This is a genomic window from Paenibacillus sp. NPDC057934 (assembly GCF_042887565.1).
Lineage (GTDB): Bacteria > Bacillota > Bacilli > Paenibacillales > Paenibacillaceae > Paenibacillus_AQ.
The window spans coordinates 41,841-54,509 of the sequence record NZ_JBHVPB010000012.1 but is presented as its reverse complement, the minus strand read 5'-3'; the positions used below and the strand labels follow the sequence as shown (position 1 = coordinate 54,509).

Sequence of the window (12,669 nt, the reverse complement as noted above, 5' to 3'; positions counted from 1 at the left end):
GTTTCTGGATTAGGAAGGGCATCTCGTCATTGTTCATAATCATTAATTACTGCTACGTAACCATCAACCGTCTTTCTCACATCAGAAGGAATAACCCCCTTTATTAGTATCACTTTAGTACTAGAACATAAGAAAGAGGTAATCCAATAATGCTGGAGTATGCTGGAAATTTACCCGAAAATAAAGATGATGTTTATACAGTCCAGGAGCTTGCTCCACGACTCAGGCATCTCATTGGAGAGAAATTCATCTTAACTGGTAAACCTAAAACCGATGGTTCAAATATGAGAAAGATGGTAGCTCATTCATTAGGCTTGTGCTTTGATAAAAAGCTAAGGAAAGACAATGAATCATACATAGTGGATAAAAAAGGGACTCCGAAAATATCAAGACATCTTTTAATTTCATATCTCGCAACCCCACCTTATGGGTCAAAATCGTATAATCTGCAACCATGGAATTATAATCCATCAATACCAAATAACCCTTTGGTTTTTCGTGGCGATGGCAGTGTACTTTTTACCTATGACGAAATTAAAATTGCTATTGTTTGGGTTAATAGAAATACTCAAATAATTGAGAGTATAACAATCGCAACACCAACAGAGATAGCTGGCATGTTTGGCCCATTTGGAAAACCGACTGTCAAGCATCAGATGATAATTAATGCAAATGTTAGACGAGAAATCTATGAATCTCCTACACGGTTAAGGATTGGGGATGAGCTTTTAGACAATTTAAATAGCAAAAATACAGTTTCAAATCAAATCTCTGCTAGTACAGATACCGAATTGTTTAAGAGACTTCCCAATAATAATACTTTATATTCTATAAATGATTTAGGCGAGATATTATCGACTGCATTGCTTGGCAGGAAGATAGACGAAACTGCAACAAAGGTAACTGGTCAATCCCTTGAGTATCTAGCCCTTACATCTTTAGGTTACAAGGTCAATTTGGGAGCAAGTCTGGAAGGAATGTTTCCAGATATAAGAAACCAGTTATTGGAGGTTAAAGTTCAAAAAAAACAAACGGTAGACCTTGGAGAATTCTCACCACTAGAAGTATCACTTCGAGACTTACCCTATACCGCCGAAATGGTAAGATATCTTTTCGCTTTAGTAAACAAGGATAATATTATTGAAGGAATTATTTTAATGTATGGAAAAGACTTGCCAAAATATTATCACTTTGTTCCTGAGAAAAGCTATAAATGTCAAAGAAATGTTTCTGAATCGGTGCTCTATACAAGCAATATTGGGCAAGTAACTACGATTGAAAATGGAGAGTTAGTGCGAATTTAATAAAAAGGGAACCGTTGAGCTATACCCCAACGGTTCCCTTTTAACTATTAATCATTAAAAATTCTGCAATCTGTATTCTTTGGAGTTCCGTTAGTTTAAAGAGTTTGCTGACTTCCTCATTGAGAAGAACTTCTAAGTCAATATTATTACCATTTGGTTTTAAAATAGCTTCCACAATATCAATAATTTCATTAACTGTGTCCAAGTTGTTTTTATCTATTTTAGGAATAATCCATCTATTTAAATTTGAAGTAGTATATCGAACCTTTTTTGAATATAAAGAACCACTTATAGTTTTCTGAAAAAATTCGAGAATATTTGAGTTCAAAATACCTAACAAATACAAATTCAGCCTTTCCGGTGGAAATACATTATTTGAAAGATAAGAATCTTTAATATTAATGAAAAAAGTGTTTCCTTGACATAAGTAACCATCTATATCTAATGCGAAACTATTCTTCTCAGCAATATCTTTTGTAACAATTTTAGGCTTTAAAAATTTATCTAGCTTCTGCGGTACCCAGCATTCATACCATTTACGGCTCTTAGATTCTGATAGATAGGACCTGCCCTCTAATTGTTCTCGATTTTCAAATAAATACTCTTTGCAGTTAGGATATTGGTCTATTTCCACTCCAACTGTTTTCCCGTTTCTTGCTGTATGCGGGTAAAGGATGTACCTATCTTTTGGATTTTGAGGTTCCCAATCTATTGTCCATTTCGATATATTAAAGCTTTGCAGTAGAGGGTAAATAAGCTCATTTTCAAATTGTTTAGTCTCTACAAATGTTTTAGTCATTGGATGGACAAAGACACTATCAGCAGTCGTCTTTATTCCTACACAAACATCAGCTATATCTTTTAATTCGTAATGATCTATTTGCATTAGATAATTTTTAAGAGTTTCATCACTTTTTGATGCGAAATTCCAATAATCATCCTTTCTCGGACTTTCTACATTTGAGAAGGATAATTCAACATTTATGTTGTTGAAGCTATTATTGATAGTATACCTTTCTGAAACTGGAATACCTACCTTCTTAATTCTTGTCATTTCTGCAAAGATATCTTTTATAAAAGCACCCTGTTTTTCAGTATGATTATTTATTTTCAAGCTCATATAAGGAAACTGATAGCTTGAACTCACCTCTTTTTTTTCACCGACAATTATAATTGGTAAAACTGCAGCTTCAAAATACTTAGTATCATTTAGATCTATAAGGGATTCTATTTTTAGATTTTTCGAGAGATAGTTACGAATTCCACTTCCATAATTTGTAGTTAAGAATTTATTACTTGTAATGTAAGCAATTTTCCCTTCTTGTTTCAGTAGCTGAATTGCCTTTTCAATAAAACATACATACAAATCGAATCTGCCTACTGCGCTCACAAAATTATGTTTTATATCCTCTCTAAATTCTTTTGGTAATCTCTGCAATCTAATATACGGTGGATTTCCAACTACAAAATCATAACTTCCCTCAATTAAATACTCAGGTACCTCATCTAAAATAGATAGAGTAGTTAGAGTATTCCCAACATAAACAGGAATTTTTTTATAACAATCTAATAATACATGCTCTTCTATATTATCCATTAATCCTTTTAGTTCTAACAGATATCTCAATTTTGATAAATGAACATTCCCAGGATTGATATCAACACCGACAATCATTTTTTGCTCAGTAAGAGCTCTAATAATTGTAGATGAAGAATAGTTCAACTCCTGATATCTTAATATAGTCCTTGCTACAATAGGAATTAAAAAAGCACCTGATCCACAGCTAGGATCCAATACTTTCTTATCAAAAATATCCGAAATATATCCCACTTCATCCAACATAAAATTAACAATTGATTGTTGTGTGTACTCCATTCCTGAACTTTTACGCGAGACACTATTTACAAGAGCAGGGTATAGATTTTCTAATATACTTGATGCTTCGTTCGGTAAAATATCTCCTATTTCTTGGTAAATACTCTCTGCAAATTCCAATGGAATACAGGCTAACTCGCTATTAATCTTCTGTACAAAAGAAATTTCCGTATTCTTAATTGCTTTTAAAAATAATAATGAGGAGGCCAGCTCTAAGTAACAATGAAAAACTAACATTTTTTCTGCTGGAGTATAATCTTTTAATCCGGTTATTCCATCTAAGAACTCTGTATCCTCACTTTTTAAATCAAAATAATAAGAATATTCATACTTTATATGGCTTTTCTTAAAAATATTACAAAATTCTTCGAAATTTTTAAGAAATATTATTATATAATCCTTTTTATCCAGTTTATTCACTTTTATTGTCAATTCATATCCTCTCCTTACTATGCTATAAAATTATAGCACACAATTTTTTTAGGGACATGAAGGTATTTTAAGCAACAGTTCTCAATACTTTATGTCAGCCATGCCGATACTTTAATTAATGAAAAGGTTGCCCTCGTTCCTGACTTTGGTATTATCCCCTTCAAGTAGACACTCCAAAAAGGCCACATGATATCATGAGGTTAAAGTACACTTTGGAGGGAATTTTCTCATGCGAAAAAGGGACAAACCTATCAAACTTATACGGAAGCGTTCAAGAAAGAGGTGACACAAGCCTATCCCAGGATGAAGACTACTTTAAAGGAAGGAGGGTATCTCGTCAATCATAAAAAAGCATGGCGTTTCATGAAGGAATTATCGCTTTTGTCCATCATCCGAAAGAAGCGAAAATCCTCCAGTTACACGCCTTCTATCGTCTATCCCAATCGACTGAAGCGCCAGTTTCATGCCGTTGGTCCAGCAAAAGCTGGTCACCGACATTATCTATCTCTCAGACGGTACACGATTTTATTACTTGTCGGCCATTCAGGGCCTATTTAATAACGAGATCGTGGCCTGGAAGCTCTCAGACCACAATGACGGCAGTCATAAAAATAATTACTTCACAATGTATCACGCCGCAGCTCATAAAAATACTGCACAACCGGATGCTTCAACTCCACCTTCTCAGCCATACCCAAAATCCGCTTTTTCCCAACTCTTTTGTCCACCAAAGCCAACACATTCAATAGAATCTCACTGCTCTCCAAACTCTCCTCTATAGGAGTAGTTAGGAATTTATTAGCCACAACAGTAAAATTGGACTTGCTCAATGCAGCCTGTGCTGACAAAAGCTCTTTTGCATGTTCTGAGCTTTTTCTACCTCTGGCAATTACTATTAGGCGGTCTTCCGGCACTGGCCCCTTGGTATCTTTTCTGACCGCTTCAATTTCGTCACTGGTGATAGGAATTTGAATGTCCGGATCATTCTTAATTTCCAGCTCTGTTTGATACCACCTTATAGGGTTCGTTTTATCGTTCATGTTGAGGATGTTCTTTTTATCTACGGTAATATAACAAATCCCTGATTTATCAGGCAGGTAACGGTAGCCCGGTGCGCGGTATTCTACTCTTCCATCTAACGCAGGACTAAGAAAGCCCTCCAGTTGTTGCTTCAATTTGCTCCAGGACATGTGATCCCCTCCATATAAAAAACAGAGGAAAGGCTGGATGGCTTCGGGTTGTCCCCCTCTCCATTCATCCGATCCTCATTTGTTTACGTCTTTTTTCTATTTCCACACGGATTTCTACCATTTAGGTAGCTTAATCTTCTTGTTCCTCCGCCGCATCCTGCGCTTTGCTTGCAAATTCACTCAGCAGCGCACGCACTTCACTTGTTGACTTGGTGTTCATCAAGGTATTTCTTAATTCACTTGCCCCGCGGAATCCGCGGACATAGATTTTGAAGAACCGTTGAAGAGGTCTGAACGAACGTGACACAAGGCCCGAATATTGATCATGGAGATCCAGATGCAGCCGCAACAGATCCAGCAGTTCCTCACTACTGTGCTCCTTCGGCTCCTTCTCAAAAGCAAACGGATTCTGAAAAATACCACGCCCGATCATAATACCATCCACACCGTACTCTTCAGCGAGCTTAAGACCGGTCTGACGGTCAGGGATATCCCCGTTAATGGTCAGAAGTGTATTTGGTGCTACCTCATCACGAAGCTTCTTAATCTCCGGGATCAGTTCCCAATGGGCATCTACTTTGCTCATTTCCTCTCTTGTGCGCAGATGAATGGACAGATTCACAATATCCTGCTTCAAAATATGGGTTAACCAGCCGCGCCATTCGTCTACCTCACTGAACCCGAGCCTTGTTTTTACGCTGACGGGCAGTCCGCCGGCTTTAGCTGCTTGGATAATCTCCGCAGCAAGCTCGGGACGGCAGATCAGGCCGCTTCCCTTCCCGTTCTCTGCTACATTCGCTACAGGACAACCCATGTTAATATCTATGCCTTTGAAGCCTTCTTTCGCCATACCGATACTCATTTGACGGAAGAATTCCGGCTTGTCTCCCCAGATATGAGCTACGATGGGCTGTTCATCCTCTGTAAACGTCAAACGCCCGCGCACAGCATGGTTCCCCTCCGGGTGACAGTAACTCTCAGTATTCGCAAACTCCGTAAAAAACACATCCGGCTGGGCTGCTTCACTGACAACATGGCGAAACACAACATCCGTCACATCTTCCATGGGCGCCAGTATAAAAAAAGGCCGTGGTAATTCACGCCAAAAATTATTCATTATCTTAAACCCTCTCTAGCTGCCAAGATAAATCTTTATCCCGCAATAATATATATAACTATTCATACCCCTGGTTCTTCACTTATAGCATGTTTAAGCAACGCAGATCAAACGAAGGTATATGTTAACGCTAATGATGTAATCTTATCACAATTGGTTCTAATGAGTGTACAAACTCCTGTTAATACATAGGATTCCATTCTTATTCTGAGAACAGCCCCAGATAGTAAAGAGACACTCGGGTATCCCCTGTGTCCCTTCGTTTCCTAGCTTCATATTAGTTAACTTTTACTTACTGAAAAGCAGTGGGAGGAGCCATTCTGTAACAGATACCCATTATTCTTCCCATGAAGTTGCGGGGGAATCAACGATCAGGGAGCAAAAACCTCCGGATTATCATTCCGCCAAGCCCCTATACAGCCAATTAGACAGGCTTGGTAGCTTCTCATCTGGACACCATTCTCACTGTCCTCATATTCAATTGCGATATTGATGCCCGGCTTGCGCCATGCCAAGATTCGCCCGGAAAATCCAGGCCACTCACATTCTTCATCCAGCCCAGGTTGGCCATATGCCTCTATTGACTCATCTGGGGTTGAGCTCATCGTGATTCCTGAGGGAAGGTATCCGGGAAACGGGGCTTTAATTCTATCATCTGACCTGGGCGCAAGAAAATGTATGGCACCCATAATCCATCCATCTTGATTGGTGTATTGGAGCCCGGTCAAATCATTTATTTTTGGCGCGCGATAAAGATCTATACGTATCGATGATTTTACAGACCAGATGATATCGTCGTTGAAAAAGCTATTTGGACTTGGCATTCGTTTGACGCCGAAGGACTGCAGCAAGGCTTGAACACTTTTGGGATTATACGGTTGGCCAAGCATTTCAATGAGCTGTTCAGATGGTTCTTTCATGTTTTTTTATCCCCCTCTCGATTATAACTTTTGCCTGACTCATAGCTGTAGCGATTATTATAATAATCCACTCCTACAGCATCGCCAATAAATAATACTCTTTCTTGCGATACAAATATGCAGACAGAATCGTCACTATGTCAAAGAGGCTACATGATATAATTCTGCAACAAATGCCTTAATTCCAAAGCATACCATATCTGAAGTTTACTTAAGCAGTAATCCATTATTTATTTGTTTTTATTAAAAGACAGCCACCTCCAGATGCACCGTATACGGGATGATATCCGGCTATGGTGCTTCATACTAAAACACGCCAACGCTTGCCGTTAAAGCATTCTTAAAAATGATCTTTAGGGCTTGTTCATTCCAATTTACGGATTAAAGTCTGTGTAAAAAGATGAACATCGTACTGTGAAGCGTCAATCTGATTGTATCTGATCGGGTTAAGAAAATGGGGATCATTCTCCAGCTTGCCATCCACTGCCCACTTCGCTTCACTATACAAAAACGTTTATTCGCATGAACAGGTCCAAAAAAGAATACTCGGCAAAAGCAGGTTCCCGAATCGTGCTGGCCGCTGAAATCCTCCACGTCAAGATGCTGCCATCGCTCCCTTTTAGAGCTTTGCACTGGTTCAAAAAAAAGGCCCAAGCGCTTCATTCGCCTGAGCCCGACTTATTATTACGTGACTTTCTTATAGCTGATAATAACTCCATAATCACAACTCATTCTCTATGTGTTCAATCAAGTACTGAAGCACTTCTCGTAGAGCTTACTCGTCATCAATCTGTAACTCTGTAAAGCTCCTGACTTCGCTGCATAATACATTTATTGACTTCGCCTTGACTGACAACCGTCTCGGTCATTTTTATATTTCAGGCCTTAACCGCAATGAGCACAGTATGCAAGGTGGCAAACAACGATTTTTTACCTGACCACTAGAACCTGTTCTCTTCTTGAACGCTATTCTCCCTTGCTGTGTAGCCCCATCGCCTTGCTTTTGTTATTCGCCAGCAGACGAGCAAGGTCGCGATGATCCTTGAGAGAGAAGCCATCCCCGTAATAATCTGTTCCGACATAGTAGAGTAGGGCAAATCAGCAGAATGAGTGTCTCTGGAGGGTCAGCCCTCTTTCGAGCAGCTTTCAGCCATTTTTCAAAGCAAATCATTTACTCAACCTCTACCCACGCTATCTCTTCTGAATAGCCACAAACCGGCGACAATAAATACCGCTCCTACAATATAAAATAAAGTTTTACTTTCTTCACCCGTTTTAGGAAGGACGGTTATTTTTTCATTTACGTCTGTCGGTTCAAGTGGCGTTGGTGTTGGTTCTTCTACCCGTTCTGGTTTTTCTGTTGGAGTCGGCGTTGCTGTTGCCGTTGGCTCTTCTACCCATTCTGATTCTACTGTTGGAGTCAGCGTCGGCGTTGCCGTTGGCTCTTCTCCCCGTTCTGGTTCTTCTGTTGGAGTCAGCTTCGGCGTTGCCGTTGGCTCTTCTATCCGTTTTGGTTCTTCTGTTGGAGTCAGCTTCGGCGTTGCCGTTGGCTCTTCTATCCGTTTTGGTTCTTCTGTTGGCGTTGCTGTTGGTGCTGGCGTTGCTGTTGCCGTTGGTGTTGCTATTGGTGCTGGCGTTGCTGTTGGTGTTGCTGTTGCTGTTGGTGCTGCTGTTGCTGTTGGTGCTGCTGTTGATGCTGCTGTTGGTGCTGGCGTTGCTGTTGCTGTTGCTGTTGGTGCTGGCGTTGCTGTTGGCGTTGTCGGCACGGGAAGTTTAAAGTTCAATAGCACATTTCTTTGCAAATCCAATACATTGACTGCGACCGCACCTAAATCTTGAGTATCATTGACATAACTCACTGACGAAGTGATGAACACGTCGTTGACAGATTGACGCAGCATAAATTGGAGTCCAATATCTACATTCGAAGCCGTATTATCATAATCGCCGTTTGCGATTGTAATCGTGGTTGTTCTACTATCAAGACTTACATTGTTGTATGTTGATTCAACTACAGTCGCATTTGGATATCTAGCCTCCGTAGCACGATCAAGCTGGACTGATGGTAAAATGACAGTTCCATCATAGTTCTTTTCTGTTGCTTTATAGGATACCGATACAACAAGATTATCATTCGCATCAAATGATAATTGCTGATCAAATACATCCACATCCGTTTCTGTATACGTTGGCCCTATAGGCGCTAAACTGATGTAGTAATTAAACAAATCCTCTCCCGCTTGCGTTGGTGGATAATGCTGGTTACGCCAGTTATTCAAAGTCGCTCCATTAGTGTAATGCCAAATGGCAAATTGCGTAGCCCAAAGAGTCATGTCTTCATCCAAACCTGTAATACCAGTGGCCGCTTCTAAGTCTGCAACACTCTTCATTGGAAAACCATTGAGCAGGATCGCTCTTAACATATCCCCATTAATCACCTTTCCTTTAATGGAGTAGTTGTTAATTTCTTTAAGTGGTGAAAAGAACTCTTCACCTTCACGATAACCAGAAAGATACTTCGTAAGTGGATATGCTCTCGACCTGTCAAAGCAATAAGCTAAAATACCATCAGGTAGACCTGCTCCGTTCGGCCTTCGTTCATAAACTCCGTTATTATTTTCAGCTAAAACAATGATAGGGTACATTCGCACATTAGGAAACCAATGATCTACGACCTCAAACTTCTCAACAACTGTAGGAGCTGCTTGGATAGATTGAAATGAGGTCGAACCTAGCAGAATAATCAGAAATATGGCTAGCTTCACTTTTATTTTATTCATTTGAGGTCTCTCCCTTCTATGATCATAGTAAAGAACAGAACACTTTTCGAAAGTGTTTTGTTCTTACTTGTATCGGTTATCGATGTCGTTTTATAAATGCTTTTATCGGATATGATTCTTTAGTAGCATAGCTGCTCCAACACTTAGTTCAATTCTCCGCCTTACTACTACCAATGATACAAAGATTAAGAACCCAAGCCGATAAAGCTTGGGTTCTGCAGGTAAATGTGGCTTTAAATTACTGCTGTGCAATATCCAAATAGTCTTCTCACGCCACCCATCAAATTGTCGCAAAGGCTTGCCTTAGTTGGCTTGGACGCCTCTCACCCCACTCCCCTGTTTCAACACGGGCAAATAAAGTCGAGTTGAAAAAGCAGGGGAATAACATGGGAAATGAACGGAGTTAGAGGAAGTGCTTTGGGTGGAAATCGGAGGAAAACTTGATTTATCAAGGCATTGATGGGTCATACGACCCGCTCCAACGACAAAAGAAGCCGAGGAAAACAGGAGTGGGTACCTGAGTTTCGCTCGGCTGGTGAGACGACTATTTAGGCTTTAGGTGAACTTTATAAGCCTTGGGAGAACTTTAAAAGATGTTCACGACTACTTCCTTACCAACAACGCAACTGACTCCACATGTGTGGGTTGCGTAAAATGGACAACCTTGATGTGGCAGTATTCGCTAATAAATAATGTTCAGTAGGTTGCATTTCTCTTGTCACTTCTAATTAAAACTATCGTGTATTTCAATTATTTCTGTGAGTAAAATTTTCAAACCATTCGTTCACCTGTTGTGGTTCAAAAAAGTCTATAAATAATTCAAATGTGTCCCCTAAAGAGTCTTTATCTACTAATTGTTTAAAATGGGAAATTAATTTTTGCTTACTGTTAAGATCATTCTTCACAAAAATAAAGATTAAGACCTTGAACTCTTCATTAAATCTAGAGTTATTATTGTGAAGAGTTAATTGCTTTTTAGCCTGATCATAAAACTCGGAAATATTTCGTCGGTTTAATTTAGTATAATTCTTCACTTCAATAAGTAAATTCAACTTGTCTTTAGAATTAGATTGAGCAATAATATCAAACCCAGTATTACTAATATTGCTGACTACATCATAATGTTCTGAAAGATACTTTTTAGCTATATACCCAACAAAAGAGGTAATAACTTCCACAGCTATGACTGGCGTCAAGAATTTATTTTTATTACTGCTTTCTTGTGAATTTTGTGAATCCCAAAATTCTTCCGAAGTTAACTTCATAATATTCGGGGTGCGTTCCAATACTCTTTCTTCAAGTAAAAAAATTATTGCCTCTTTGATTGTGAAATTAGAGCCACCACCATACTCGTTGGATAATATTTGAGTTAGAACTTGTTGTAAATAATTGATCTCCATTGAATTTGTGAGGGAGTGATTAACGGGATTAATCTCCGTTTCGATAGAAGAATCAGATTTAACCTCAACTTCCTCTATCCATACATATTGATTAATCTCCTTATTCTCAATAGCTACAGGAGAACAAGAAAGTAAACGAACCCTGACCATTAAACCTAATAGTATCAAAATTAACATATCTAAATTAATCTTGAAGATTTGCACATTTTCTTGTTTATAATCTCTCTCATAATTATAAATATTGTCTACAGTGAATGGTGTTTTTCCAAAAGTCATCATTTTTTGTATCCATAAATGAAGTTGGATAACAAAAAAATCTTTTAACCCATCTGAGAATTCTTGCGGTGAAATATAATTGTTTTCTACTTCAAGAAGTATATCGAGTAACTTTGAATCAGTTTCAAAATAACCTTGTTTCCTTGCGTCAATTATTAAGAAACTCTCATCATTCTTCCATATAATATCCTGCTTGATAAGTTTAATAAATCTTCTCGGTATTCGATTAGAGCGCAAAATAATGGAATCCAAATATTTTAAAACTAGGGAACTATTTAATGTATTTTTGTTTTTGAAAATACTATTAAAAATTTCTGCAAGTTCAAATGTTGATAATAAAGAAATATGTAGTGTTTTAGAAATAATGCTCGACAGGATAGAATCATCCTTATATTGAGAGGACTGATAATTATAATATAAATCTTGTCCTGTAACTAATATATACGTCGCATTGCCTGATAATAAAAGTGGTTTTATTTCACTAATTAAAGAGTCCGCCTTTTCAGGAGTCAGCTTATCAAGCTCATCAAAAACAAAAACTAACTTCAGATCTTGTTCCTGCTGTAACATATTCAGTAATTCCTGTAGTCTAAGATCGGCGATTTCATCATCATACATTGTCTTCGTTTCTATATCATTACTATCAGTGTCACTATACTTATTTTCTTTCTTTAAATTAAATGTCTTGATAGATCCAATGATCAGCACAAAAATGGATACAAATATTATAATAACGTTTTGAACGGCTGAGTTAAATTCAAATACGAAATCAAACAATTTATATACTATCAATAATCCTAAACCCACTATAGAAGATGAAAACAATTTCTTAAAAAAATTTAAAATATCAAATTCAATCGTTGTTGTTGATGCAATTTCTCTTTTTGTACTTATTTTTTTTGTTTCTTGCACTTGGTTGAAAGTTTTTAAATAGAGTGTTTCTAAAAACTCTTTAACCTCTTTATTAAGATTCATTTTTTTATCAACAATAGATATATATATTGATCTTATTAGTTTTCTTAATAAGATATTATAGCCTTCGTATTTGGGGATATTCACCTTCACAAAGCACATTTTTGAGTTTGTTTGTTTTATGATACCATCTAATTTATTTATAAATGAAGATTTTCCTGCCCCCCTATATCCCGATATTAAATAACAGGCAGGAGTTGCGTAGATTAGATCTTGCATAAATTGGTTAATATTAGAATCAGGCTCATCAAGATAATTAGCATTATCAATATCGTCAACTGATGAATCTTTTAATTTATAATAGTCAACTAGTATCTCCACGTTTTCTCTTCCTTCGTTTTTAGTAATACAACTATTCTTGTTTAGATTACTAAATTCGACATTCCATTTCATTTACCTTCC

8 protein-coding genes are annotated in these 12,669 nt (G+C 37.8%); 2 read left to right on the top strand and 6 right to left on the bottom strand.

Annotated features, from left to right (window positions below; all coding sequences use genetic code 11):
• Positions 1 to 149: 149 nt before the first annotated feature.
• Complete coding sequence (locus ACFVRY_RS24915; protein WP_387502971.1) at positions 150 to 1,304, top strand: hypothetical protein; 1,155 nt, start codon at positions 150 to 152, stop codon at positions 1,302 to 1,304.
• A 40-nt stretch (positions 1,305 to 1,344) separates the two neighbouring features.
• On the opposite strand, the gene ACFVRY_RS24910 is transcribed toward ACFVRY_RS24915, so the two are convergent.
• Complete coding sequence (locus tag ACFVRY_RS24910) at positions 1,345 to 3,600, bottom strand: Eco57I restriction-modification methylase domain-containing protein (protein WP_387502970.1); 2,256 nt, start codon at positions 3,598 to 3,600, stop codon at positions 1,345 to 1,347.
• A gap of 315 nt (positions 3,601 to 3,915) precedes the next feature.
• Here ACFVRY_RS24910 and ACFVRY_RS24905 point away from each other — a divergent pair, with 315 nt between their 5' ends.
• The gene (locus tag ACFVRY_RS24905; protein WP_387502969.1) at positions 3,916 to 4,170 is read left to right on the top strand and encodes a hypothetical protein; all 255 of its coding nucleotides are present in this window, start codon (positions 3,916 to 3,918) and stop codon (positions 4,168 to 4,170) included.
• 62 nt (positions 4,171 to 4,232) lie between these two features.
• Here ACFVRY_RS24905 and ACFVRY_RS24900 read toward each other — a convergent pair whose 3' ends face one another.
• From ACFVRY_RS24900 to ACFVRY_RS24880, 5 genes are all read right to left on the bottom strand, one after another.
• On the bottom strand, positions 4,233 to 4,802 hold the full coding sequence (locus ACFVRY_RS24900) for an SF0329 family protein (RefSeq protein ID WP_387502968.1): 570 nt from the start codon (positions 4,800 to 4,802) through the stop codon (positions 4,233 to 4,235).
• Between the two features lie 130 nt (positions 4,803 to 4,932).
• Complete coding sequence (locus ACFVRY_RS24895; RefSeq protein WP_387503066.1) at positions 4,933 to 5,922, bottom strand: tRNA dihydrouridine synthase; 990 nt, start codon at positions 5,920 to 5,922, stop codon at positions 4,933 to 4,935.
• Positions 5,923 to 6,290: 368 nt separating this feature from the next.
• The gene (locus tag ACFVRY_RS24890; RefSeq protein WP_387502967.1) at positions 6,291 to 6,839 is read right to left on the bottom strand and encodes a hypothetical protein; all 549 of its coding nucleotides are present in this window, start codon (positions 6,837 to 6,839) and stop codon (positions 6,291 to 6,293) included.
• A gap of 1,175 nt (positions 6,840 to 8,014) precedes the next feature.
• On the bottom strand, positions 8,015 to 9,619 hold the full coding sequence (locus tag ACFVRY_RS24885) for a Cys-Gln thioester bond-forming surface protein (RefSeq protein ID WP_387502966.1): 1,605 nt from the start codon (positions 9,617 to 9,619) through the stop codon (positions 8,015 to 8,017).
• A 746-nt stretch (positions 9,620 to 10,365) separates the two neighbouring features.
• Complete coding sequence (locus ACFVRY_RS24880; RefSeq protein WP_387502965.1) at positions 10,366 to 12,588, bottom strand: P-loop NTPase fold protein; 2,223 nt, start codon at positions 12,586 to 12,588, stop codon at positions 10,366 to 10,368.
• Between the last annotated feature and the right edge of the window lie 81 nt (positions 12,589 to 12,669).

What these genes read in the sequence shown, in the direction of transcription:
- ACFVRY_RS24890 (WP_387502967.1), bottom strand. Translation starts at nt 6,839, where the DNA reads ATGAAAGAACCATCTGAACAGCTCATTGAAATGCTTGGCCAACCGTAT.
- ACFVRY_RS24915 (WP_387502971.1), top strand. Translation starts at nt 150, where the DNA reads ATGCTGGAGTATGCTGGAAATTTACCCGAAAATAAAGATGATGTTTAT.
- ACFVRY_RS24885 (WP_387502966.1), bottom strand. Translation starts at nt 9,619, where the DNA reads ATGAATAAAATAAAAGTGAAGCTAGCCATATTTCTGATTATTCTGCTA.
- ACFVRY_RS24905 (WP_387502969.1), top strand. Translation starts at nt 3,916, where the DNA reads ATGAAGACTACTTTAAAGGAAGGAGGGTATCTCGTCAATCATAAAAAA.
- ACFVRY_RS24900 (WP_387502968.1), bottom strand. Translation starts at nt 4,802, where the DNA reads ATGTCCTGGAGCAAATTGAAGCAACAACTGGAGGGCTTTCTTAGTCCT.